A 24,715-nucleotide genomic window follows, 5' to 3' on the forward strand; every position below is an offset into this window, starting at 1 on the left:
CTACTCTATGCCGCAGTTTTCAGGAGTTCATCCATGCCGCGTTTGCTCTATAGCCTGATTTTTACTCTATGCCTGCCCCTGGTTGTGTTGCGCCTGTTGTACCGGGCCTGGCGGGCGCCGGCCTATGCCCGGCGTTGGTCAGAGCGTTTTGCCCTAGGGGGTGATGTGCGTTCGGGGGGTATCTGGGTGCATGCGGTTTCGGTGGGTGAGTCGATCGCCGCTGCGCCCATGGTCCGTGCACTGCTGGAGCGCTATCCGCAGTTACCGGTCACCGTGACCTGCATGACGCCGACCGGCTCGGAGCAGATTCGCAAGCTGTTCGGTAGCCGGGTAGGGCATACCTACCTGCCCTACGATTTGCCTTGGCTGCAGCGCCGGCTGATCCGCCGTCTGCAGCCGCAGGTGGCGATCATCATGGAAACCGAGTTGTGGCCCAATCTGGTTGCCGAATGCAAGCGTGCGAGGGTGCCGGTGGTGCTGGCCAATGCGCGCTTGTCCGAGCGCTCGGCCCATGGCTATAACCGGGTGAGAGCCTTGGTACGACCGATGTTCGCCGCGTTGGACTGGGTTGCCGTGCAAACGCATGCCGAGGCAGCGCGTTTTCGTGAGCTGGGGGTGCCGGAGGCTGCCATGACGGTGACAGGCAGTATCAAGTTCGACCTGGAGCCGACACCCGAAACGCTGGCCCAGGCAGCCGAGTTGCGGGGGCAATGGGGCTTGCGCCCGGTCTGGATAGCCGCCAGTACCCATGCTGGGGAGGACGAGCAGGTGCTGGTCGCTCATCGTCAAGTGCTGGTGGCTCAGCCTGATGCCTTGCTGGTGCTGGTGCCCAGGCATCCCGAACGCTTCGACAATGTCGCCAGACTGGCTCAGGACGCAGGTTTCAGTGTGGTACGGCGCAGTGAACAACGCGTGCCTGCGGCCACCGATCAGGTGTTTCTCGGTGACAGTATGGGCGAGCTGATGATGTTCTACGGCTGTGCCGATATCGCTTTTGTAGGTGGGTCGTTGGTCGCTACCGGCGGGCATAATTATCTGGAGCCGGCGGCTCTTGGGCTGCCAATTCTGTCTGGGCCGCATCGATTCAACTTCACCGAAATCAGCGAGTTGCTCGAAGGTGCTGGTGCGCTGGTTGAGGTCGATGGGGCCGATGCCCTGGCTGGACAGGTGGTGCTGTGGCTTGAGCAGCCGGACCGGGCTCGCAACGCGGGTGCTGCCGGTCAGGCTGTGGTGCAGGCCAATCAGGGGGCGCTGCAACGTTTGCTCGAAGGGGTGGGGAGGTTTGTTGCCGGAGCGCCGAAGGACTGAGGGCGCTTGAGCCTGTTGCGCGGCCCGCGGCCGCGCAACAGGCCCTAGTCAGAACGAAGTACGCATCCGCCGTTCTTCTTCGCTGGCCGGTGGCTGGCGGCCGATCGACATGCGCTGGGCTTCCTCTTCGGTGAACGGAGGAATGAAGTCGCGATCCGGGTCGTAATCCGGGTTCAGCCACTGCGACAGATCCTGCAGATCCTGCGGGCTCAGAGTGCCAGCCGCCTGCTTGAGGCTCAGGTTGTCGATGATGTAGCCGTAACGCACGGTGTTGTAATCGCGGACCGCGCGGTACAGGTTGCGTTGGGCTTCCAGTACATCAACCACGTTGCGGGTGCCGACTTCGTAACCGGTCTGGGTTGCGTCCAGGGCGGCTTGGGCGGAGATGATGGCCTGACGCCGAGCATCGACTTCCTCGACGCTCGAGGTAACGGTGCGGTACAGGTTACGGGTACTTTCCACCACGCGGCGCAGCTGGGCTTCGCTGAGCTGCTCGGCCTGGGTCAGGCGGTAGGTCGACTCGCGTACCCGGGAGCTGGTGCCGCCGCCAGTGTACAGTGGCAGGGTCAGCTCAACGCCGAAGGTAGTCAGTTCGGTGTCGCGGCTGCCGGTGCCCAAATTGGTGCCGCCATGGGTGTTGTTGTAGCGTACAAAGGCGTCCACGGATGGGGCGTGACCGGCCTTGCTGCTGCGCAGTGATTCCGATGCCGTATCGACCGACAGGCGCACGGCCTGCAGCCCCAGGTTCTGTTGCGCGGCGGTATCGACCCACTGTTGCAGATTGTCTGGCGTTGGCGGCAGGACCGGCAAGTCGTGGCTGATGCCATACAGTTTCTCATAGTCCCGGTTGGTCAGTCGGGTCAGTGCCTGATAACTTACATCCAGGTTGGTCTGTGCGGTCAGCCGGGCGGCGCGAGCGCTGTCATAGCCAGCTTGGGCCTCAAGTACATCGGTACGGGCCGAGAGGCCGACTTCAAAACGTTCGCGAGCCTGCTCCATTTGCCGTTCGAAGGCCTGTTCCTCGGCGCGGGCAGTGGCCAGGTTGTCGCTGGCCTGCAGAACGCTGAAGTAGGCCTGCGCCACTTCCAGAATCAGAGCCTGCTGCGTTGCGGAAAACTCGACCTCGGCCTGTTGGCTGAGGAACTTGGCGGCCTGATAATCGAACCAGCGGTCAGCACGGAACAGCGGCTGGGTCAGGCTGGCCTGATAGTAATGAGTGGAGTAACTGTCGGTTCCCATGCCATCGATATCAACCCGTTCACGGGCGGCGCCACCACCCAGGCCAATGCTGGGCAATAGCAATGAGCGTGCCTGGGGCAGGGCTTCCTGGCGGGCCAGGGCGTCTGCCTGAGCGGCAGCCAGATCGGCACTGTTTTCCAGTGCTTCCTGATAAACGGTCAGCAGGTTGGTGTTGGCCAGTGCAGCGGAGGACAGGCCGGCAAGCATCAATGCCAGAGAGATCGGTCGCAACATGCAGAATTCCTTCGCATGGATGGATAATCCGTCAAGGCTAAAGAGCTGGCACTTGGCGGTCAAGCAGCATAGGGGGCGGGCAGGGAACAAAGTGTTGCCAAGAAGCCCCAAAAGCTGTTTTCCCCTGAGCTTCATAAGCTTCAATGACCGGCGGCGGTGGCGTGCTGCACCGGATTAGGCTAGGCTTTGCACTCATCTTGACGGGGTGCCGTGAAAGCCGGCTGAGATCACACCCGTTGAACCTGAACCGGTTAGTACCGGCGTAGGAATCGAGATGCGTGTCCACTGCATGGCTGTTGCGCGCAGGACACTCGCCTTTTCGGTTCCCTGCGTTCAATACATGCAGTGGAGCACAATAATGAACAGCAAGTTGCCTGATACCGCCATCGCCACTTCGGGGGCCGACAGCGCCGCGACCCAACCCTTTCCCAATTCGCGCAAGATCTACGTGACAGGTTCGCGCCCGGACATTCGCGTACCGATGCGCGAAATCAGTCTGGCCGATACTCCGACCGACTTTGGTGGCGAAAAGAATTCCCCGGTACTGGTGTATGACACCTCCGGCCCCTACACCGACCCGACTGTGCAGATCGATCTGCGCGCGGGCCTGGCCGATGTGCGCAGTGCCTGGATCGACGAGCGCGGCGACACCGAAATTCTGCCGGGTTTGACCTCGGAATTCGGTAGTGCTCGTCTGTCCGATCCATCATTGGATCCATTGCGTTTTGCCCATGTACGCACCCCGCGTCGGGCCAAGGCCGGGCGCAACGTCACCCAGATGCACTATGCGCGCCAGGGCATCATCACCCCGGAAATGGAATACGTCGCTATCCGCGAGAACATGAAGCTGCAGGAGGCCCGCGAGGCCGGTCTGCTGGCCGAGCAGCATGCCGGTCACAGCTTCGGAGCCAGCATCCCCAAAGAGATCACCGCCGAGTTCGTCCGTGAGGAAATCGCCCGTGGTCGCGCGATCATCCCGGCCAACATCAACCACACCGAGCTGGAACCAATGATCATCGGCCGTAACTTCCTGGTGAAGATCAACGGCAATATCGGCAACTCGGCGCTGGGTTCCTGTATCGAGGAAGAGGTCGAGAAGATGACCTGGGGCATCCGCTGGGGCTCTGACACCATCATGGACCTGTCCACCGGCAAAAACATCCATGAAACCCGCGAGTGGATCATCCGCAACTCGCCGGTGCCGATCGGCACCGTACCTATCTATCAGGCGCTGGAAAAGGTCGACGGCATTGCCGAAAACCTGACCTGGGAGATCTTCCGCGACACCCTGATCGAGCAGGCCGAGCAGGGCGTGGACTACTTCACTATCCACGCCGGCGTGCTGCTGCGCTATGTGCCGATGACCGCCAAGCGAGTGACCGGCATCGTTTCGCGCGGCGGCTCGATCATGGCCAAGTGGTGTCTGGCGCATCATCAGGAGAATTTCCTCTACACCCACTTCGAGGAAATCTGCGAAATCATGAAGGCCTACGACGTGTCCTTCTCCCTTGGCGACGGTCTGCGCCCCGGCTCGATTGCCGATGCCAACGATGAGGCCCAGTTCGGTGAGCTGGAAACCCTTGGCGAGCTGACCAAGATCGCCTGGAAACACGACGTGCAGGTGATGATCGAAGGCCCCGGCCATGTGCCGATGCAGTTGATCAAGGAAAATATGGATAAGCAGCTCGAATGCTGCGACGAGGCGCCGTTCTATACCCTCGGCCCACTGACCACCGACATCGCGCCGGGCTATGACCACATCACCAGCGGCATTGGCGCGGCGATGATCGGCTGGTTTGGTTGCGCTATGCTCTGCTACGTCACGCCCAAGGAGCACCTGGGCCTGCCGAATCGTGATGATGTGAAGACCGGCATCATCACCTACAAGATCGCTGCCCACGCGGCGGATCTGGCCAAGGGGCATCCGGGTGCGCAGATCCGCGACAATGCGCTATCCAAGGCACGCTTCGAGTTCCGCTGGGAAGACCAGTTCAACCTGGGGCTGGACCCGGACACCGCCCGCGCTTTCCACGACGAGACCCTGCCCAAAGAGTCGGCCAAGGTCGCGCACTTCTGCTCCATGTGCGGGCCCAAGTTCTGCTCGATGAAGATCACCCAGGAAGTTCGTGAATACGCCGCCGAACAGCGCATTGACGCGGTCGATCTGGCGGTGGAAGAGGGCATGAAGGCCAAGTCTGAAGAGTTCCGTCAAACCGGCTCGCAGTTGTATCAGAAGGTCTGAGGGAAACACTGATTAATTGCACGCAAGCCCAGTAGCCCGGTTGGCGCTGACCTGTTCTGGACTGTCGATGCCCTGGACGGGCATCGTCAAGCCCCCAGGGATGGGTTCACGGCGTGTCCAGAACAGGTCAGCGCCAATTGGGCCAGCACTGGACTAATTTAATCAGTGTTTTCCTAGGGCTTGCGGTAGCCCCCCTGGGTGTGCGAGTTTTGAGTAGCAGCGTTCTGCTTGATTCCTGGGGGTACCAACTTGTCCTTTACGCGTGCCGACGTAGACATCATCCGCCGTGAGCCCGGTTTCAGTGGCTTTTACCGGCTGGATATCCTCACCCTGCGCCACCGGCTGTTTGCCGGCGGCTGGGGGCCGGAGCTGCGTCGCGAACTCTTTGTGCGGCCGGATGCAGTCTGTGTTCTGCCCTATGACCCCTGGCAGGACACGGTAGTACTGCAGGAGCAGATGCGCGTGGGAGCCGTCGACAAGAGCAACAACCCCTGGATGATCGAGGTGGTAGCCGGCCTGATCGAGCCGGGCGAGTCACCCGAGCAGGTGGCTCACCGCGAGGCTGATGAGGAAGCCGGGCTGACTCTGCTTGAGCTGATTCCCATTACCCGCTATTTCCCTTCGCCTGGTGGCAGTGATGAACGTGTGCACCTGTACTGCGCGCTGGTCGACAGTCGGGGGGCTGGCGGCCTCCATGGTCTGGAACACGAAGGTGAGGATATTCGTGTCAGCGTCTGGCCTCGGGAGCAGGCGCTACTGGCGGTTGAGCAGGGCCGTATCGACAACGCTGCCAGCATCATCGCCCTGCAATGGTTGGGTCTGCATGGCGAGCGCCTGCGCGCTGGCGCGGGAGCGCAGCCATGAGCTTCTTCAAATCCCGATATCGGGTCGATCTGAGTGATCTGCAGGCCGTGTGTGAGGCCAACTACTGGCGCTTGCTGCGGCTGATGCCTGCCATGGCAGATCAGGATGAGCGTCGCATCGCGGTGGATACCGGCGATGGTCAGTCCCAGGCGCTGGTTATGCGGGTACTGGAGCGTTGCCGCTACACCTCGACGCTGCAGTTGTTGCACGAGCGGGTGCACGAGTGGCTGGTACCACCCAGTATGGAAGTACGGCTTTACCACGACGCTGGTATGGCCGAAGTGGTTGCGGCCTACAATCGTCGGCGTTTCCGCGGGGTTTATCCCTATCCCAACGAGCAAATGCTGCAGCCGGATGAAAAGTATCAGCTCAATCTGTTTCTGGGCGAGTGGCTTGGGCATTGCCAGCGTCATGGCCAAAGTGCCGTGCCAGTGGAATTGAGCCGATAAACTGAGCTGTGGTTTTTCAGCGGCTCCCTGTGAACCAATCGCTGGATTAGTCCGCTGGCTCTTGCCATCATAATGGCTACACAAGGATAAGGAACAGGCCTGCGATGTCGACTGCGGTAACCGATACCGACCCTATCTGCTTGGTTCAGCTTACGGACAGCCACCTCTATGCCGGAGCGGATCAGGCATTGTTGGGCATGGATACCTACGCCAGCCTGCAGGCGGTCATCGATCAGGTATTGGTCGAGCAACCCAGAATCGATCATGTACTGGCGACCGGGGATATTACCCAGGATGGTTCACTGGGCGCATACGAACGTTTCATCGAGGCATCCAGGCGTCTGCCGGTGCCGTGCAGTTGGATTGCTGGCAATCACGACGACGCCGAACTGATGGCGGAGCTGGGGCAGGCTCATGGGCTCAATCAGACCTGTCTGGATCTCGGCAATTGGCGTATCGTGATGCTGGACTCGAGTATTCCTGGCGCCGTGCCGGGACATCTGGCCGATACCCAGCTTGCCCTGCTCGAGCAGGCCCTGAGCGAGGCTGGTGAGCGCCATGTCATGGTCTGTCTACATCATCACCCGGTGTCGATCGGGTGTGAATGGATGGAGTCCATCGGCCTGCTCAATCCCGAGCCTTTTTGGCAGCGACTGGATGCCTGTGCGCAGGTGCGAGCGGTGCTTTGGGGGCACGTGCACCAGTCTTTTGACCAGCAACGTGGAGCCGTGCGGTTGTTGGCTACGCCTTCGACCTGCGTGCAGTTCGCCGTCGCCAGCCAGGATTTTGCCACCGATACCCTGGCGCCTGGCTATCGCTGGTTGCGCCTGTACCCCGATGGGCGAATCGAAACCGCTGTAGAGCGGCTCGCGCCAGGGCGTTTCCTGCCTGACCCGGGTGCGACCGGGTATTGATGGAATGCTGAAAACAGGGGGGCGACGGGTGCTCGTCGCTTACTCACCTGTAAACACCCTCTGAGGCTTCAAGCGGAGCTCTTCAAGCGGTAAGCTGCTTGCCAGTCAGAGTCACGCTGCTTGCCAGTAAGAATCAAGGATAACCAGACAAGTTATGTCTCAATCGACCTACAATGCCGATGCCCTGGAAGTGCTCAGCGGCCTGGACCCGGTGCGTCGGCGCCCGGGTATGTATACCGACACCACCCGACCCAACCATTTGGCCCAGGAAGTTATCGATAACAGTGTCGACGAAGCGCTGGCCGGGCATGCCCGTAGCATCAGCGTGGTCCTGCATGAGGACAACGCCCTGGAAGTAAGCGATGACGGGCGCGGCATGCCAGTTGATATCCACCCCGAGGAAGGGGTTTCCGGGGTCGAGCTGATCCTGACCCGACTGCATGCCGGCGGCAAGTTCTCGAACAAGAACTACCAGTTCTCCGGTGGTCTGCACGGGGTAGGGATTTCGGTGGTCAACGCCCTGTCGCTGCGGGTCGAGGTCCGTGTGCGGCGTGATAGCAGTGAATACGCCATGAGTTTCGAACATGGCGAAAAGGTCAGCGAGTTGCAGGTGGTGGGCAGTGTCGGTAAGCGCAATACCGGTACCACCGTCAAATTCTGGCCAGATGCCCGATATTTCGATTCGGCCAAGTTCAGCATCAGCCGGCTCAAGCACCTGCTCAAGGCCAAGGCAGTGTTGTGTCCGGGTCTGAAAGTCGATTTCCATGATCGCCAGAACGGCGAACAGGTCAGTTGGTATTACGAGGATGGGCTGCGCGACTACCTGGTGGATGCCTGCAGTGAGTGGCCTAAGCTGCCAGAAGAGCCTTTCACCGGCGTTTTTGCTGCCCGTCAGGAGGCGGTCGACTGGGCGGTGCTTTGGCTGCCCGAGGGCGGCGAGCTGATTCAGGAAAGTTACGTCAACCTGATCCCCACAGCTCAGGGTGGCACCCATGTCAACGGCTTGCGGGCCGGCTTGCTGGAGGCCATCCGTGAATTCTGCGAGTTTCGCAATCTGTTGCCACGTGGGGTCAAGCTTGCTCCTGAGGATGTCTGGGAGCGGGTCAGCTATGTGCTGTCGCTGAAAATGGCCGAGGCCCAGTTCTCCGGCCAGACCAAGGAACGGCTGTCGTCGCGTGAGTCGGCGGCGTTCGTCTCCGGGGTGGTCAAGGACGCTTTCAGCCTGTGGCTCAATCAGCACGCCGACATCGGTCAGCAACTGGCGGAAATGGCTATCAGTCATGCCAGCCGCCGGCTCAAGGCCGGCAAGAAGATTGAGCGCAAACGGATCACCCAGGGCCCGGCCCTGCCGGGCAAACTGGCCGACTGCGTGGGACAGGACAGCCGCCGCTCCGAACTGTTTCTGGTTGAAGGCGACTCGGCCGGTGGCAGCGCCAAGCAGGCGCGCGATAAGGAATTCCAGGCGGTGATGCCGCTGCGCGGCAAGATCCTCAACACCTGGGAAGTGGATTCCGGGCAGGTACTGGGCTCCCAGGAAGTACACGACATTGCCGTGGCGATTGGCGTTGACCCCGGCTCCAGCAATCTTGAGCAACTGCGCTACGGCAAGATTTGTATTCTGGCTGACGCCGACTCTGACGGCCTGCATATCGCCACCTTGCTGTGTGCGCTGTTTGTGCGTCACTTCCAGGCATTGGTCGAGGCCGGACATGTGTTTGTCGCCATGCCGCCGCTGTACCGTATCGACATCGGCAAGGATGTTTACTATGCCCTGGACGATGCTGAAAAGCAGGGCGTGCTTGATCGCATCGAAGCCGAAGGCAAGCGTGGCAAGATCCAGGTCACCCGTTTCAAGGGGCTGGGCGAGATGAACCCCATGCAACTGCGGGAAACCACCATGGCTCCGGATACCCGGCGACTGGTGCAACTGACCGTCGAGGATATGGCTGGAACCGAGGCGTTGATGGACATGCTGCTGGCCAAGAAACGCTCTGGTGACCGTAAGATCTGGCTTGAGCAGAAGGGCAACCTGGCCGAGGCCTTGCTGTGACCGGCAGGCCTTTGCTGGCTTTGTTGGCGGCGTCCGCAGTTCTCTATACCGGTGGGCTTGGAGCCTTTGAGCGTGCTCCTGAGCTGACTCTGGAGCACGCGCTGGCAGTGGATGGCATGGCTCGGGGCAATCTGTCCGGGCTGGCCCGTTGCGGGGATCGGTTGCTGGCAGTATCGGATCGTGAAGACAGCCGGTTGTATCAACTGGAGCCCGGTGATCGGGTTTGGCAGGCTGAGCCTGAGAACTTTACCCGGCCCGAGCAGAACCCCTCGATGTTGCCCGTGCCGTTGTTGGCAGGTGCCTGGCTGCGTGGTTTGCGCGGGCAGGCGCTGGATTTCGAGGGCATCAGTTGCGATGCCGAAGGCAATCGTTATCTGCTCAGCGAAAGTCTGTTGGGGATACTCAAGCTGCCGCCACCAGGCGAGGACGGACCGGTTGCCGGGGTCTGGCTGGAACTGGCCGAAGAGCTCTACAGCGAAGGTGAAAGTCGTGGCCTATGGCAGCAAATCAATGCCCTGGCCGAAGGCATAGCGGTGGCCGGAGATGGCAAGACCCTGTGGCTGGCAGCCGAGCGGCAGTCGCGTGGACTGGTCAGGCTGGAGTTGCAGGATGGCCGCTGGCAATGCCCGCTGGCTGGTTGTGTGCTACTGGCCGAGCGTCGTTATCTGCCGCCGGAACCTTTCGGTCCAGGTGTACTTAATCGCGAAGTCATGGCATTGGACTTTGCCGGGTTGAGTCTTTGGCAGGGGCGCTTGTGGACTCTGGAGCGCAATGAGCATCAGGTCTGCCGACGCCACCCACTATCTGGCCAACGAGAGCGTTGCTGGTCCTTTGCCGCAACCCTGCTGAGCGTCCCTTATGTGTATCCGAAAGCATCCTTTGGTCTGGCCGAAGCCATTCATGTCGACGAGCAGGGCATTCTGATCGGTCTGGACAACAATGCGCTGGCGCGGGCTGATGGGGATACCCGGCCCTGGCTGTTCCATTTCAGTTTGCCGGATGACTGGCAGCAAGGGTATGGCCGGTGAGTCAGCCGCCATCAAGCCGGCGTATCGGCACCGTTATGCTGGTACTGGCCTGGTTGGCCGGCATGGCCCTGGCGGTGCAGTGGTTCTCCGGGGTTGAGGAGCGTCGTCGCAACCCCAACACCCAGCCCGTCTCGCTGGCCGTTGATGGCTATATTGAAGTGCGCCTGGAGCGCAACGCCCAGGGCCATTACATGGCCTCGGGGCGGATTAACGAACAACGCGTAACCTTCCTGCTCGACACCGGGGCGACCTTTGTTGCTGTCCCCGCCGGTCTTGCCGGGGAGTTGGGGTTACAACGCGGACGGCCATTCATGGTCAATACCGCCAACGGGATGACAGAAAGTTACAGTACCCGCATCGACAGCCTGCGCCTGGGCGACATTCTGCTTCGGGATGTTAGTGCCGGGATCGTGCCCGGTATGGGTGGCGATGAGGTGTTGTTGGGGATGAGTGCCCTGAAACAGCTGGAGTTTGCCCAGCAGGGTCGAGAATTGATATTGCGCCAACCGCGCTGAACGAGAGGACACGCATGAGTGACAGCCTGGATTTGAGTATGGACGGCATCGAGCGCCGTTCACTGGCTTCCTTTACCGAGGAGGCCTATCTCAATTACTCGATGTACGTGATCATGGACCGGGCCTTGCCGCACATCGGCGATGGCCTCAAGCCGGTACAGCGACGCATCATTTACGCCATGAGCGAGCTGGGCTTGAGCGCCAGTTCCAAGCACAAGAAATCGGCGCGTACCGTTGGTGACGTGCTGGGTAAATATCACCCGCACGGTGACTCGGCCTGTTACGAGGCCATGGTGCTGATGGCCCAGCCGTTCTCCTATCGCTATCCGTTGGTTGACGGGCAGGGTAACTGGGGGGCACCGGACGATCCGAAATCCTTTGCCGCCATGCGCTACACCGAAGCGCGACTGGCTCGTTACAGTGAAGTGCTGCTCAGCGAGCTGGGGCAGGGAACGGTCGACTGGCAGCCGAATTTTGACGGCACCATGGACGAGCCAAAGGTAATGCCGGCGCGCCTGCCGAACCTGCTGCTCAATGGTACTACGGGCATTGCCGTGGGTATGGCGACCGATATTCCGCCGCACAACCTGCGGGAGGTGGCAGCCGCCTGCGTGCGCTTGCTGGATGACCCAGGTGCCGGGCTGGATGAGTTGTGCGAGCATGTTCAGGGGCCGGATTTCCCCACCGAAGCCGAGATCATCACCCCGCGCCATGAATTGCTGAAGATCTATGCCAGCGGCCGTGGTTCGATTCGCTGCCGGGCGGTCTGGAGCAAGGAGGACGGTGAAATCGTCATTACTGCCTTGCCGCATCAGGTCTCCGGGGCCAAGGTGCTGGAGCAGATCGCGGCTCAGATGCAGGCCAAAAAGCTGCCGCTGGTGGCCGATCTGCGTGACGAGTCCGATCATGAGAACCCCACCCGCATCGTGATCGTACCGCGCTCCAATCGGGTCGATCTGGATGAGCTGATGCAGCATCTGTTTGCCACCACCGATCTGGAGAACAGCTACCGGGTCAACATGAACGTGATCGGCACCGACGGCAAACCGGCGGTCAAGGACCTCTACGGCCTGCTGTGCGAGTGGCTGGGCTTCCGTATCGCCACCGTGCGCCGCCGTCTGCAGTTCCGGCTGGACAAGGTGCTGGCCCGCCTGCACCTGTTGGAAGGCTTGATGATCGCCTTCCTCAACCTCGACGAGGTGATCCATATCATCCGTACCGAGGAGCATCCCAAGGCTGAGTTGATGGCTCGCTTTGGGCTGACCGAGGTGCAGGCCGACTACATTCTCGACACCCGCCTGCGGCAACTGGCGCGTCTGGAAGAGATGAAGATTCGTGGTGAGCAGGATGCCCTGGCTGAAGAGCGTGACCAGTTGCAACGGATCCTGGGCGATGAGCGCTTGCTGCGCAGCAAGGTGCGCGACGAGTTGCTGGCTGACGCCGAAACCTACGGTGACGAGCGTCGTTCACCGTTGGTCGAGCGGGCTGAAGCCAAAGCGCTGTCGGAAACCGATCTGGTGCCAACCGAGCCGGTTACCGTGGTGCTGTCGGAAAAAGGTTGGGTGCGTTGTGCCAAGGGCAATGACGTCGATGGGCTGGGGTTGTCATACAAGGCCGGTGATCGCTTTCAGGCTCAGGCCAGCGGGCGCTCCAACCAGCAGGCGGTGTTCCTGGACTCGACCGGGCGCAGTTATTCGCTGGCGGCACATACCCTGCCTTCGGCCAGGGGGCAAGGCGAACCGCTGACCGGCCGTTTGAGTCCGCCTTCGGGGGCTAGCTTCGAGCATGTACTGATGCCCGAAGAGACGAAACTCTATCTGCTGGCTTCCGATGCTGGCTATGGCTTCATTGCCCAGGGCGGCGATCTGCTGGCCAAGAACAAGAACGGCAAGGCGCTTTTGTCGCTACCTGATGGTAGCCGGGTAATGCCACCCCAGGCTGTGACCAATGCCAAGGGCGAACTGCTGGCGGCGCTGTCCAACGAAGGGCGGTTGCTGGTGTTCCCGGTGGCAGATCTGCCGCAGTTGGCCAAGGGCAAAGGCAACAAGATCCTGTCGGTACCGTCGGCTCGGGTCAAGGCGCGGGAAGAGTTCGTCTCGGCACTGACGGTTGTACCGGAAGGTGCCAGTCTGATATTGACTGCCGGCAAGCGCACGCTGACGCTCAAGCCAGCGGATCTGGAACATTATCGGGGTGAGCGTGGCCGACGTGGCAACAAGCTGCCACGCGGATTCCAGAAAGTCGATCTGATGCAGGTGGAGACGCCCGCGCTATGATGGCGGGTTTGCGGCTACGCGCACTTGGGGCGCGTAGCCGGTAACTCAGTGCCGCTGGCTGTAGAGTTGGTTCAGTTGCTGCTCAAGCAGGGACTGATAGGGCTCTTGCAGACGCTCGACACAATACAGCCCCTGCTGGCTGGCCAGGCGCCGGATTACTGCACGGCTGCGCACCAGCGAGCCAGAGGCCAGTTCGGCATCCAGCAGCAGCAGGTTGCGGCTGTACTGAACCTGTTCCAGGCTCTGTTGGCAATGCGCATTACTGGCCAACTCTTCGAGGCTGAAATCCTTCAGGCAGGGACTGTGGCTCAGGCCTAGCTGCAGTTGCAGGGCGATGCCGGTATCGGCAATTTCGATCTGCAGGTCATGGCCAAGAATCCGTAGCAACTCGCCGCAGCATAGCGCATGGGTCAGTTCATCCTGGTTGCAGTCAGCCGCGTGGAACAGCAGCAGTGAGGTGCCGTCGAGCAGAGTGTGCTGGCGCCCGGCGTACAGTTGGCAGGCTTGCTGGACGTGGGTGCGGTAGCGTTCGAGCAGAGCCAGCAGGCGCTCTCGGGGCAGCTTGCTCAGAGCCTCCTGGTTGCCTAGGCGGATGGCAACCAGGGCGGTACTGGGTTGTGCCGCTACAATGGGGTCGCTGGCTTCGATTGTTTCGCTATAGTCCTGCTGCGGTATCGAAGCGCTAGCCATATCGTCGGCTTGCGGGGATTCTTGCGGCTCAGTTGGCTCATCGTCACCGTCGGGGATTCCGGCAGTCAGATCGATCACCTTGTGCGACGGTTCGGATTCTGGCAGCTCGGTTGGGTTGTCCGTCGACACCGGCTGCTGCTTGGTGTCGTCAACCAGTTCAGGTTCAGATTCGGGTTCAGGCTCAGGTTCAGGCGGCAGATCGGTAATCCGGCGTGCCGCCAGCCGGCGAGCCAGATCGCCAATTTCATCACTGCGCTGTTGTCCAGGCGCCGGTTGGCCGCTCTCGGCGTACCAGTTACCCAGTTCAGATAATGTGCGTCGCATGCTGCCGACCTGGCGCCAGGTCAGCAGGGCGAAGCCCAGCATCAGGACCAACAACGTCCAGATCAGGTGCTTGACCAGAGCCTGGTGAGCGCTGGTGAATGGCTCACGGGCCAGGCTCAGTTGCAGTTGGCCGGACAGGATATCCTGGAAATGTACCGCAGCTACGAACCGTCCCTGACCCGGGGCCAGGGCCTCACGTCCCAGTCGTTGCCCGGCTTCGGCGATAATGCGATTGTCCACGCTGTACAGGCTGGTATGGGCAATCAGTGGGTTCTGATTCCATTGAGCCAGGAGGATGTTGAGGCTGAGTTGATCGTTGGCGGCCAGTGGGTCGGCTACTGAGGCTGCGATCTGACGGGCCAGTTCGCTACCTACGGCATCGGCCTGACGCGCAGTATCGCGTTGCCACTGCAGTTGGCCGAACCAGAGGGTGGCCAGCAAGCTTAACAGCAACGGCAGCAGCACCAGAATCTGCAGTCGGGTCGCTAGAGTCAGGCGTTGGTTGCGAAGCGCTGCATACCAGCGCAGGAACAGATTGTCGGTCGGAGACGATGAACGATTCAAAGTGAAACTCGATTCGATAGCTAAGGGCGGACCCAGGACGGCCGGAAGATGCTCATTATCCGTGCGTTAAAGGCGTTTCGAGTATAGCCATTCAACTGCAACGGCAAAAGGGCGCATCTGTAAGACGCAGGGCAAATGCAGGTAGAATAACGGCTTTGCCGCTGCGACTGGAGAAACCCCGTTGAAGGAAATCGTCCTGATCAACATCACCGGCCCTGATCGTCCCGGGCTGACCGCCGCCATTACCGGTGTGCTGGCCCGCGCCGATGTGAATATCCTCGATATCGGTCAGGCCGTTATCCATGACACGCTGTCTTTCGGCATTCTGGTCGAAATGAGCGGTGTGGAAGGCAAATCCGATGTGTTCAAGGATATCCTGTTTCGCGGCTACGAGCTGGATCAGCAGGTGCGCTTCACTCCGGTCAGTGCTGATGAATATGCGCGCTGGGTTACCGGGCAGGGCAAGCCTCGGCATATCGTGACGTTGCTGGCGCGGCGGGTGACTGCTGAGCATATTGCGAGGGTGAGTGAAATCACTGCTCGTTACGGGCTCAACATCGACCATATCGATCGACTCTCCGGACGCATTCCCGAAGGTTTGCCAGCCGATCAGGGTAAAGGCTGTATCGAGTTTTCCGTACGCGGCGAACCTGCCGACCCGGCGGCGCTGCGCGCCGAGTTTCTAGCCATTGCCCAGGAACTGAATGTCGATATCGCCTTCCAGCAGGACAGTATTTTCCGTCGCAACCGGCGTCTTGTGGTGTTCGACATGGACTCGACCCTGATCGATGCTGAAGTGATCGATGAACTGGCCAAAGCGGCCGGAGTTGGTGATCAGGTGGCGGAAATCACCGAGCGGGCGATGCGCGGCGAGCTGGACTTCAAGGCCAGCTTCCGTGAACGCATGGCGCTGCTCAAGGGATTGCCAGAGTCGGTGTTGGAGGGGATTGCAGAGTCTTTGCGTCTGACTGAAGGTGCGGAAACGCTGATCAGTCAATTGCGCCGGCTGGGCTATAAAACCGCGATTCTGTCGGGTGGCTTCAATTATTTTGCTGAGCGCCTGCAGCAGCGCTTGGGAATAGATTACGTCTATGCCAACGCCTTGCCGGTCAAGGATGGCAAGGTCACGGGTGAGGCGCTGGAGCCGATTGTCGATGGCCAGCGCAAGGCTGATCTGTTGCGGGAGCTGGCCCAGCGCGAAGGGATTAGTCTGGAGCAGACCATTGCGGTGGGTGATGGCGCCAATGACCTGCCCATGTTGTCGATCGCCGGGCTGGGGGTTGCTTTCCGGGCCAAGCCTCTGGTCAAGCAATCAGCCAAGCAGGCTATCTCTACCCTGGGGCTGGATGGCATTTTGTACTTGCTGGGGTTTCGGGATCGCGAAGGGGGCTGAAAGCCCCCAGTTTCACTCGGCTGAGAAGTCGTAATTCATGCTGTCGCTTGGGGCCTGCAGGTAGTGCCCCTGGATGTAGTTGGCACCGGCCTGCCAGAGGGTCGGAATCATGGCGGCGCTGTCGACGAACGGCACTATGGTCAGTTTTCCCTGACTGTGCAGCGCACTGATCATGTCTTTCAGGGTTTCCACCGCCTCGGGGCTGGACAGGTCGCGGCTGAAGGAGCCGTCAATCTTGACGGCATCCACATGCAGGTGTTTCAAGGCTGCATAGGGGTTCAGGGCACAACCGAAGTGCCGGAGCGAGATCTTGCAGTGCAGAGCGGCCATGGCCTCGGTGAGGATCTTGGCCTGCTTCATATAGGTGTTGGCGTCGGCGTCATTGAATTGGAAGCCGATGGCATCAGCGGGTAGTCGGGCGGCCTTGAGCAGTCCGGAGATCCATGGGACCAATTCCGGATCCTGCAGGCTGGCACCTGTCAGATTGAGCAGCAGATGGGTGTCGGCGCCTTTGTTACGATGGTTGGCCAGCAGCTTGATGGCGCGTTCAATCATCCAGCGGTCGATGGTTCCGGCCAGCCCAGCTTCCTGGGCGGCAGGGAGGAAATCACCGGCTGGAACCTCTTCGCCCTCACGGTTGAGCAGGCGCAAGAACACTTCATACTGCTCGGCATTATCCCCGCGCAGACTAATTATGGGCTGAAACAGCAGGCGGAAGGCGTTGGTTTCCAGGGTGTGCTGGATCAGGGCGATCAGATCTCCGCGGTTGGCCTGGTGTGCCAGTTCATCCAGCGGGTTGAACAACTTGATGGCGTTACCGCCAGCCTGGCTGAGCTGGTCGGCCAGGCGATGGGCACGGTCAATCGCTTCGGCTGGCTTGGGGCTGGTTTCGCTGATGGCAGCTACCCCCACGCTGACCGTGATTTGGACCGTGCGACCGTTGGCCTCGAATAGATTGGACTCTATCCGTTGGCGCAGTTGTTCAAGCTGTTCCGCCTGACTTTCAGGCTCCTGGCCTTCAATAAGAATGCTGCAGGCGTCGTCGCCAAAGCGGGCCATCAGGGTTTCGGCCGGGAAGCTTTCCTTGAGGATCTGGGCCAGATCGGTCAGGACCAGATCGGCTCCGCCAATACCAATGTCGGCTTGCAGGCTGTTGAAGCCATCTATGCTCAGATAGGCCAGAGTGCTCGGGCGGCCCAGGCGTACTGCGTGCTCGCTGATGCTTTCCAGCTGTTCCTGAAAGTAGTTGCGGTTGTATAAGCCGGTGACCAGATCCTGGCTGGTCATGACCTTGAGCTTCTCTTCAAACTCGGCGCTGGCGGTTTCAACCCGGATCACCACCTGGGTGCAGGGTTCGCCGTCGTAGGTCGCAGGAGAAAAGGTCAGCAACAGCGGCAGCTCGCGGCCTTCGATGTCCACTCCGCTGCAGCGCATCTCGTTGCACTCGCCTCGGTCTATATAGTGGCGCAGGAAGTCCTTGAAAGCCGATTGATCCTTGGCGGCAATCAAGCCAACCATAGGCTCGGCAGCGAGATCGTCCGGGTCATCGTAGCCGAACAGCTGAAGATAGGCCTGGTTGGCATAGATGTGCATGCCATCATGGACATAGGCGATGGCATCGACCGAACTATCGAGCAGCAACTGACAGCGTTTTTCGGCTTCACGCAGGGCCTGTTCTGCGATGCGCTGTTGCCGTCTGGCAGTAAGATTGGTCAGTTCGCGTTTTACCACCAGAGTCAGCAGAGACTCGGCACTGACCGGAACGGCATCCTGCATGCCTTGGTTCAAGGCTTCGCGGCGAGCTTCGGTAGATTCCTCTTCCAGTAGCAGAATAAACGGCAGATCTCGAGCCTGGCCGATCAGGGTACAGGCCTGAGTAGCGCTCATGAAGCTGGTTTCGGGAATCGCCAGACAAAGGTCCCAGGTTTGTTGCAGTGACTCCTGCAAATCCTCCAGGGAACTGATGCGGTGGGCGCGGGTGGCATGGCCGGCATTGCGCAGGATGCTTACCAGATGCTCGGCGTTGTTTTGCGAGTCTTCGAGAATCAGTAGCCTGATGGCGTTGGTGTCGGTACCCATGGTCGTCCGCGTCGGAGCAGGCAGAACCTGCTCTTTTGGTCATATAGGCTTTTGAATTTACAAGGACTTCCAGAGTGAGTCAAAGTCATCCTCGTTGCCGGTCCCCAAAGATGTGCTGTGAGTCTCGGAATGGGCTTTTCCACTCTCGGGCTGCTCAAGAATACGGTATTCAAACTGGTTGAAGCTGCCAGTGGCGGCTATCCGGTCGGTCAGGTGGCCACGTAGCTCGTGACTGCCCAGGTGAATGATCACCTTGCTGTTGACCTGGAAAGGCAGGCGTGGGGTGATCAAGGTTGCCGGGCGGTCGATGGCGCTGACTGCCGGAAGCATCAGGGCGCGCAGAAAATGACTTGGCTCACCGGTCTTGCGTACCAGCTTAACCGCGCACGGGGTGCAATGGGGGGCGATCAGTTCGACGCCCATTTGTGTACCGCCTCCGCGGACCTGGCGAATCCAGCGAACCACCGCCAGGCTCCAGTCCTGCTCGCGAGCTTCCTGGACACTCAGAAGTTCACCGGCCTGTAGTTGCTTTGGCACTTCCTTGGGCCAGGTCAGGCAAAATCCCCCCGGACTGTGATTGACGATCGGCAGCTCGTGGATCGGATAGCTTGCTTCGTTCTCTTCGGTTTCGCTGTTCTCGCGTTGGAGTACGCTGGCGCCTGGAGTGTAGTCAATGGCCTGGTAGTCAGAGCTCACCCACTCCACTGACCGGTCGCCATCGAAAGCCGAGCCCCAGCCAGCACCATGTCGGGCGCGTTGCGCCATATCGGAAAACGGGTTGAGTTGTTGCTCGTCGATATTGATGAAATTGGCAAAGGCGCGCTTGGCAATCCGGAAGTGGGTGGCACTCATGCCGATACTGACCTTTAACGTGCCGCGTCCAGGTACTCGGTTGAAGGTACGTTCGGCCAGATCGCCCCAGCTTTGACTAAGGTGCTGCAGTAATTCCACGCCTAGTGACTCGGGCACAATCAGGCTTGCCTCGGCGTCATTTAGCATATATCGCTTGATGCCTTCGACTAGGCGGTGAGTGTCGAGTCCGAAACTGCGGCTCAGGTCTTCGTTCTGCAGTAGTGAGCGATAGCGCGGAGCGCTGTCTACTGTCGGATTTACAATCAGCAGCGAGGAACTCTCGTTGGCCGGAACCAGGCTCGCCAACTGGCACCAGGCTTCCAGTGTGCTGAAGAGGCGGGCCATGGCGCTTTGGCGCATCTGGTTAGGCTGCGCTGCGCCCATCAGCAGGGCGCTCAGATAGCAATGTTCAATACTCAGCGGCGCCTGGTTGCGGCTGAGTGGGTCTGCTACCGGGAGGTTATGGATCTTGCGATGGCGGGCAAGTTGGTACAGCTGGTGCAGCTCCAGCCAGATGCCTTCGGCGACCGGGCAATAGAGCTGATAGGCCCGCAGCAATGGACCGCACAGTGAACGCATGGCGCGCTGGATCGCCAGGGTAAACAACTCACCATGTTCCCGGGCTTTGAGAGTGCGTTCCTGGGCCACCACGATCTTGTAGCCATTGGCTAGGTGGTTCTGCAGTGATTGCGATAGGTTGGCAACCTTGCGTGGCCGCTCTTCAAGAACGATGGCCTGGCCCAGGTAATACTTGGACAGGGAAGTGCAGACGTAGTTAACCTCGGGGCGAATCCGTTCGAGTATCGCCAGCCTGAGTTCGGCAGGCATATCGTACTGGTTGATTTCGATCAAACCTTGGTACAACTGCCTGGCAGTCTCACCGATATTGGCCTTGGGCAGATTGGCGATCCAGCGGGCAATGCCTTTCTCACTGGGCTCGGCGAAACTCAGGTTGTCACGGGTCTGCTTGGGAATGCGCAGCAGCAGTTTGTGTGGTGTGCTGTCCATGGTGGTCATTATCCAGTACTGGAGGTTCCGGCTCCAACCTGACGGACTACAAAACCGAGCTCCGGGTATAATGGAGAAACTGCTCACACTGTAGCAGTTATGCCCTGGCGATGCTAAACCAACTGCTGGCCGGTCGAGTTCAGCGGACGGCTGTGACGCTTTCGAGTCCCGGCTCAGTCTTCCAGCAGTTCGATAGGCAGAGGTACCTTGCTTGCCCGGCCGGCCACCTCACGTACCAGCTTGGGCACCAGAAAGCCCGGCAGGCGAGTCAGCATCCGGCCTACCAGCTCTTTGGCCTGTTGGTCATCGATGTGGAAATGCCCGGCACCACGCACATGATCCAGAACATGGAGATAATAGGGCAAAATGCCATTATCGCCTAGGCGTTCGCTGAGGGCGATCTGGTCTTCCAGTCGGTCATTCACACCCTTGAGCAGCACTGCCTGATTGAGCAGCAGCATGCCGGCGCCTCGCAGCTGGGATGCGGCGCCGGCCAGAGCCTGATCCAGTTCATTGGCATGGTTGCAGTGCAGCACCATGGTTACTGGCAGTCGAGTGTCACACAGTGCTTCGAGCAGGCTATCGGTGACCCGTTGGGGAATGACCACCGGCAGTCGGGTATGGACCCGCAGGCGGCGAACATGCGGGATCTCGGCAATACGCCGGGTCAACCAGTGCAGGCGTTTGTCATTGGCCGCCAGGGGGTCGCCACCGCTATATATTACTTCGCTGATGGAGCTGTCGGCCCGGATGTAGTCCAGCGCCTGCTCCCATTCCTGGCTGCTCAGGTTGTTGTCGGCATAGGGGAAATGCCGGCGGAAGCAGTAACGACAGTTGATCGCACAGCCGCCACTGACAATCAGCAGCAGCCGGCCGTGATACTTGTGAATGATCCCCGGACGGGCATTGCTGTGCTGCTCGCCCAGTGGGTCGAGGATAAAGCCGGGCTGCTCCTGCAGTTCCTCTCCGACTGGTAAAACCTGGCGCAAAAGCGGGTCGTTGAGCTCGCCGGGTTGCATTCTTGCCAGGTAGGGTTCAGGCACTCGCAACGGAAATTCGGCGCAAGCCGCCAGCCCCGGTTCGAGCAGAGTGGTATCGAGTTCGAGCCTCTCCAGCAGAGTCCGTACATCGGTAATGCTGGTGGCCAGCAGCGTTTGCCAGTCGACAGACTCAACAGGCGCCGAAGTTCCATGTATCATTGGCGTTTTTCCGCGCAAGGGTGGCAGAGCATCCGGGCGCGATTCCGGATCTACCGTTCAAACTGAAGTGGGAAAGTTATGGCCAGTTATTCTACCAACGAATTCAAGCCGGGTCTCAAAGTGATGCTCGACGGTGACCCCTGCTCGATCCTCGAGAACGAGTACGTCAAGCCGGGCAAGGGCCAGGCTTTCAACCGGGTCAAGGTGCGTAACCTGAAGACCGGTCGGGTCAACGAGCGCACCTTCAAGTCCGGCGACAGCCTGGAAGGCGCCGACGTAATGGACCGCGAGATGGAGTTCCTTTACGCCGATGGTGAGTTCTGGCACTTCATGGCCACCGACGGTTCCTTCGAACAAGTAGGTGCTGACGAGAAAGCTGTGGGCGATTGCATCAACTGGATCAAGGAGCAGGTGATCTACACTGTGACCCTGTTCAATGGTTCGCCGATTGCCGTAACTCCGCCGAACTTTGTCGAGCTGGAAGTGGTCGAGACCGACCCGGGCGTGCGCGGTGATACCTCCGGCGGCGGCAACAAGCCGGCCAAGCTGGTGACTGGCGCGGTGGTCAAGGTGCCGTTGTTCATCAACGTTGGCGATGTACTCAAGGTCGACACTCGCACCAGCGATTACGTTGGTCGTGCCTGATTAGCGTCATTGGCGTTCGTCATCAACCGGGGCCAAGGCCCCGGTTTTGCGTTGTAAGGCTCAAATGTGGAGTGCCCAATGAGTAACTGGCAGCCCAGCGCTACGCTGGATGCACTGCGCCGGCGCGCGGCGATCATTGACCAGATTCGTACGTTCTTTCGCCAGCGCGAGGTGCTGGAGGTGGAAACACCGAGCCTGTCTGCAGCGGCAGTCAGTGATCCGCACCTGTTTCCATTTGTCTGCGACTACGTGCCCGAAGGCGGCGGGTCGGCGCAGCCGCTGTACCTGCATACCTCGCCGGAATATCCGATGAAGCGCCTGCTGGCTGCCGGAAGTGGACCGATCTGGCAGCTGGCCAAGGTTTTTCGCAATGGCGAAAGTGGCCGGCGGCACAATCCCGAGTTCAGCATGCTCGAATGGTATCGACCGGACTTTGATCATCACCAGCTGATGGATGAAGTCGATGAACTGGTCAGGCAAATCCTCGGCTCGGCGCCGGCCCGGCGCGTGACCTATGCGGCGCTGTTCGCCCAGCAACTGGGCGTCGATATCCATACCTGTCAACAGGAGGAACTGGCTGCGCTTGGTCGCTCCCACTGTAGCTTCGACGGGCAACTGGACCGCGATGGCTGGCTCAATTTACTGTTTTCCCACTGCATTGAGCCGACCCTGATCGAGCCGACCCTGGTCTACGCCTTTCCGGTGTCCCAAGCGGCGCTGGCCCGGGTGGTCGATGGTGATGATCAGGCGCCCAGTGCCGCGCGTTTCGAATTGTTTATCGACGGCATGGAGTTGGCCAACGGTTATTATGAACTCAGTGACGCCGACGAGCAGTTGCGGCGTTTTGAGGCTGATCAGTTGCAGCGCCAGTCGCTTGGGCGGCCGGTGCTGCCGATCGACCTGCATCTGGTCGACGCGCTGCGTTCGGGACTGCCGGACTGCGCCGGTGTGGCCTTGGGCGTGGACCGCCTGGTGATGCTGGCACTGGGCGCCAGCCGGATCGATCAGGTGGTGGCTTTTACCCTGGAGCGTGCTTGACCCTCGTCTGGCAGGGGGGTAGCTGCTCTCTAGTCAATTCACCGCAGCTCCAGCCTGGAGCGGATGCTCCAGGCTCCCAGGAAAAACAGCTGCTTGCGGTAACAGACCCTGGGCCGGCACCGAAACAGATTTAATCAGTGTTTCCCTAGCGCACGGTGCCCATCGCCTGACCCATACGCACAGCACTGCCGGCGGCCAGTTCTTTGACCCACTCTACCTTGTCCGGACCGAACAGGACGATGGCAGTCGAGCCCAGCTTGAAGCGGCCCATTTCCGCCCCGCGTGCCAGCTCTGGTGCTGCCTGGCCGTAGCGCTGACTGTTCAGTTGCCGACTGGGTGGAGCGACCAGGCCGGCCCAGACGGTTTCCACCGAGGCGACGATCATGGCACCGACCAGCACCACGGCCATTGGTCCGGCCGGGGTATCGAACAGACAGACTACCCGTTCGTTGCGGGCAAACAGCTCGGGTACGTTTTCCGCCGTGGTCTGATTGACCGAGAACAGCTTGCCGGGCACGTAGATCATGTCAGTCAGGGTGCCACCCAGCGGCATGTGTACCCGGTGATAGTCGCGTGGTGACAGATATACAGTGGCAAACTCGCCGCCCTGGAACAGTGCGGCGTGTTCCGGGTTGCCGCCGAGCAGTTCCAGCACGCTGAAGCTCTGGCCTTTGGCCTGGAAGATGCGGCCGTGTTCAATACGGCCCAATTGGCTGATGGCGCCATCGGCTGGGCACAGTACTCCATCGCCGTCGGCCAATGGCCTGACGCCATCTTTAAGTGCGCGGGTAAAGAAGTCATTGAAACAGGCGTAGGCGGTCGGATTTTCTTCGGCCGCCTCGCTCATGTCGACCTGATAGCGCTTCACAAACCAGGTGATGAAAGGGTTCTTGACCCAGCTCCAGGTGCAGTTGGCTAGGCCGCCGGCCAGGCGTGACAGCAGATGCTGGGGCAGTAGGTATTGGGAAATGATGAACAGGCGCTCGCGCATGCGGGGTCCTCAGGTTTCAACAGGGGTGTCGGGGTGGTTGCCCCACTCGGACCAGGAGCCGGCATAGGCTCTGACCCGGGGGTAACCGAGAATTTTCGCGGCCAGATAGGTAAACCCGGAGCGGTGATGGGTCTGGCAGTGGGTGACGATTTCCTTGTCTGGAGTGATGCCCAGGGCCTGCAACTGCTCGGCCAGGTCGCTACGCAGGCGCAGGCCGCGTTCTGGGTCCATGCCAGCAGTCCACTCTAAATTGATCGCGCCGGGAATGTGTCCGCCCTTGGCCGCCAGTACCTTGTCGCCACGGTACTCTGCTGGTGAGCGGGCATCCCAGATTACCCGCTGCGGGTTGTCCAGGTCGGCCAGCAGTTGCTCCAAGTGGATGGTCGGGGCGTCATTCAACTGCAGTTGTGGCTGTGTCGGGTGGGCTTGGTTTGCGTGCTGCTCCAGCGCCAGACCAGCTAGCTGCCAGGCCTTGAGGCCGCCGTTGAGATAGCTGTAGTGCGTGTGACCGATGCAGTCGAGCAGCCAGATAAAGCGCCCGGCCCAGCCGCCGCCCTCATCATCGTAAACAATGTAGTGCAGCCGCTCGTGATGACCCAGCTCGCCCAGCAGTGCGCTCAGGCTGATCAGGTCCGGCAGATAGCCAGGGGTGGGCGCCGGATGCACGATCCGGCTCGGGGCAAGGTGCACGGCGCCGGGGATATGGCCGCTCAGGTATTGCTCGGTCTTGCTCAAATCAACCAGGCGCAGGTCCGGGTTGGTACCGATATCAGGCAAATCGGTGGGCTCGAGCAATAGTGCTAGCTCGTTCAT

At 60.3% G+C, this 24,715-nt stretch carries 19 protein-coding genes and 1 riboswitch; of the genes, 12 read left to right on the forward strand and 7 right to left on the reverse strand.

Translation table 11 applies throughout. The features are described 5' to 3' along the window. The first annotated feature begins 33 nt into the window (after nt 1–33). Nucleotides 34–1,308 (forward strand): lipid IV(A) 3-deoxy-D-manno-octulosonic acid transferase, encoded by a 1,275-nt coding sequence (gene waaA / locus C2846_RS00880; protein WP_119700477.1) that lies wholly within the window; start codon nt 34–36, stop codon nt 1,306–1,308. Nucleotides 1,309–1,356: 48 nt separating this feature from the next. Here the strand turns inward: waaA and C2846_RS00885 are convergent, their stop codons facing one another. After that, a complete protein-coding gene (locus C2846_RS00885; protein ID WP_080049686.1) occupies nt 1,357–2,781 on the reverse strand; it encodes a TolC family outer membrane protein in 1,425 nt (474 codons plus the stop codon). Nucleotides 2,782–2,972: 191 nt separating this feature from the next. Continuing rightward, nucleotides 2,973–3,067, forward strand: a riboswitch (TPP riboswitch). A 72-nt stretch (nt 3,068–3,139) separates the two neighbouring features. Here C2846_RS00885 and thiC point away from each other — a divergent pair. The 8 genes from thiC to parC all read left to right on the forward strand — a co-directional run bounded on the left by thiC (nt 3,140) and on the right by parC (nt 13,119). Beyond that, the gene (gene thiC / locus C2846_RS00890) at nt 3,140–5,023 is read left to right on the forward strand and encodes a phosphomethylpyrimidine synthase ThiC (RefSeq protein WP_119700478.1); all 1,884 of its coding nucleotides are present in this window, start codon (nt 3,140–3,142) and stop codon (nt 5,021–5,023) included. Between the two features lie 249 nt (nt 5,024–5,272). Next, the gene (locus C2846_RS00895) at nt 5,273–5,887 is read left to right on the forward strand and encodes an NUDIX domain-containing protein (protein ID WP_080049688.1); all 615 of its coding nucleotides are present in this window, start codon (nt 5,273–5,275) and stop codon (nt 5,885–5,887) included. Beyond that, complete coding sequence (locus C2846_RS00900) at nt 5,884–6,336, forward strand: DUF1249 domain-containing protein (protein WP_080049689.1); 453 nt, start codon at nt 5,884–5,886, stop codon at nt 6,334–6,336. Before C2846_RS00895 ends, C2846_RS00900 begins: the two co-directional genes overlap by 4 nt. Before the next feature lie 104 nt (nt 6,337–6,440). Beyond that, nucleotides 6,441–7,250, forward strand: coding sequence for a 3',5'-cyclic-AMP phosphodiesterase (cpdA, locus tag C2846_RS00905; RefSeq protein WP_119700479.1), 810 nt, complete (start codon nt 6,441–6,443; stop codon nt 7,248–7,250). Between the two features lie 154 nt (nt 7,251–7,404). Then, a complete protein-coding gene (gene parE / locus C2846_RS00910; RefSeq protein WP_080049691.1) occupies nt 7,405–9,300 on the forward strand; it encodes a DNA topoisomerase IV subunit B in 1,896 nt (631 codons plus the stop codon). Next, nucleotides 9,297–10,328 (forward strand): esterase-like activity of phytase family protein, encoded by a 1,032-nt coding sequence (locus tag C2846_RS00915; RefSeq protein ID WP_119700480.1) that lies wholly within the window; start codon nt 9,297–9,299, stop codon nt 10,326–10,328. The genes parE and C2846_RS00915 overlap by 4 nt, the downstream gene beginning before the upstream one ends. Continuing rightward, nucleotides 10,325–10,843: a retropepsin-like aspartic protease family protein gene (locus C2846_RS00920; protein WP_080049692.1), complete on the forward strand. Its 519-nt coding sequence runs from the start codon at nt 10,325–10,327 to the stop codon at nt 10,841–10,843. The genes C2846_RS00915 and C2846_RS00920 overlap by 4 nt, the downstream gene beginning before the upstream one ends. Nucleotides 10,844–10,857: 14 nt before the next feature. Beyond that, nucleotides 10,858–13,119, forward strand: coding sequence for a DNA topoisomerase IV subunit A (parC, locus tag C2846_RS00925; protein ID WP_080049693.1), 2,262 nt, complete (start codon nt 10,858–10,860; stop codon nt 13,117–13,119). Nucleotides 13,120–13,164: 45 nt separating this feature from the next. On the opposite strand, the gene C2846_RS00930 is transcribed toward parC, so the two are convergent. Further along, nucleotides 13,165–14,697, reverse strand: coding sequence for a histidine kinase (locus C2846_RS00930; RefSeq protein ID WP_119700481.1), 1,533 nt, complete (start codon nt 14,695–14,697; stop codon nt 13,165–13,167). 181 nt (nt 14,698–14,878) lie between these two features. Between C2846_RS00930 and serB the strand changes: the two genes are divergently transcribed. Then, a complete protein-coding gene (gene serB / locus C2846_RS00935; protein ID WP_080049695.1) occupies nt 14,879–16,090 on the forward strand; it encodes a phosphoserine phosphatase SerB in 1,212 nt (403 codons plus the stop codon). 12 nt (nt 16,091–16,102) lie between these two features. Here serB and C2846_RS00940 read toward each other — a convergent pair whose 3' ends face one another. From C2846_RS00940 to epmB, 3 genes are all read right to left on the reverse strand, one after another. Continuing rightward, nucleotides 16,103–18,169, reverse strand: a complete 2,067-nt coding sequence (locus tag C2846_RS00940) for an EAL domain-containing response regulator (RefSeq protein ID WP_080049696.1) — start codon at nt 18,167–18,169, stop codon at nt 16,103–16,105. 57 nt (nt 18,170–18,226) lie between these two features. Continuing rightward, the gene (locus C2846_RS00945; protein ID WP_080051678.1) at nt 18,227–20,029 is read right to left on the reverse strand and encodes a hypothetical protein; all 1,803 of its coding nucleotides are present in this window, start codon (nt 20,027–20,029) and stop codon (nt 18,227–18,229) included. Between the two features lie 173 nt (nt 20,030–20,202). After that, nucleotides 20,203–21,228 (reverse strand): EF-P beta-lysylation protein EpmB, encoded by a 1,026-nt coding sequence (gene epmB / locus C2846_RS00950; protein ID WP_080049697.1) that lies wholly within the window; start codon nt 21,226–21,228, stop codon nt 20,203–20,205. 78 nt (nt 21,229–21,306) lie between these two features. Here epmB and efp point away from each other — a divergent pair, with 78 nt between their 5' ends. Both efp and epmA read left to right on the forward strand, forming a co-directional pair. After that, nucleotides 21,307–21,873 (forward strand): elongation factor P, encoded by a 567-nt coding sequence (gene efp / locus C2846_RS00955; protein WP_080049698.1) that lies wholly within the window; start codon nt 21,307–21,309, stop codon nt 21,871–21,873. Nucleotides 21,874–21,951: 78 nt separating this feature from the next. Then, entirely contained in the window at nt 21,952–22,911 is a 960-nt protein-coding gene (gene epmA / locus C2846_RS00960; RefSeq protein WP_080049699.1) for an EF-P lysine aminoacylase EpmA, read from the forward strand. Between the two features lie 145 nt (nt 22,912–23,056). Here the strand turns inward: epmA and asd are convergent, their stop codons facing one another. Together asd and C2846_RS18715 are read right to left on the reverse strand one after the other, a co-directional pair. After that, entirely contained in the window at nt 23,057–23,902 is an 846-nt protein-coding gene (gene asd, locus C2846_RS18710; protein ID WP_080049700.1) for an archaetidylserine decarboxylase, read from the reverse strand. Nucleotides 23,903–23,911: 9 nt separating this feature from the next. Next, nucleotides 23,912–24,715, reverse strand: coding sequence for a rhodanese-like domain-containing protein (locus C2846_RS18715; protein WP_205890062.1), 804 nt, complete (start codon nt 24,713–24,715; stop codon nt 23,912–23,914).

This window comes from Pseudomonas jilinensis, assembly GCF_003586265.1.
Classification (GTDB): domain Bacteria; phylum Pseudomonadota; class Gammaproteobacteria; order Pseudomonadales; family Pseudomonadaceae; genus Halopseudomonas; species Halopseudomonas phragmitis.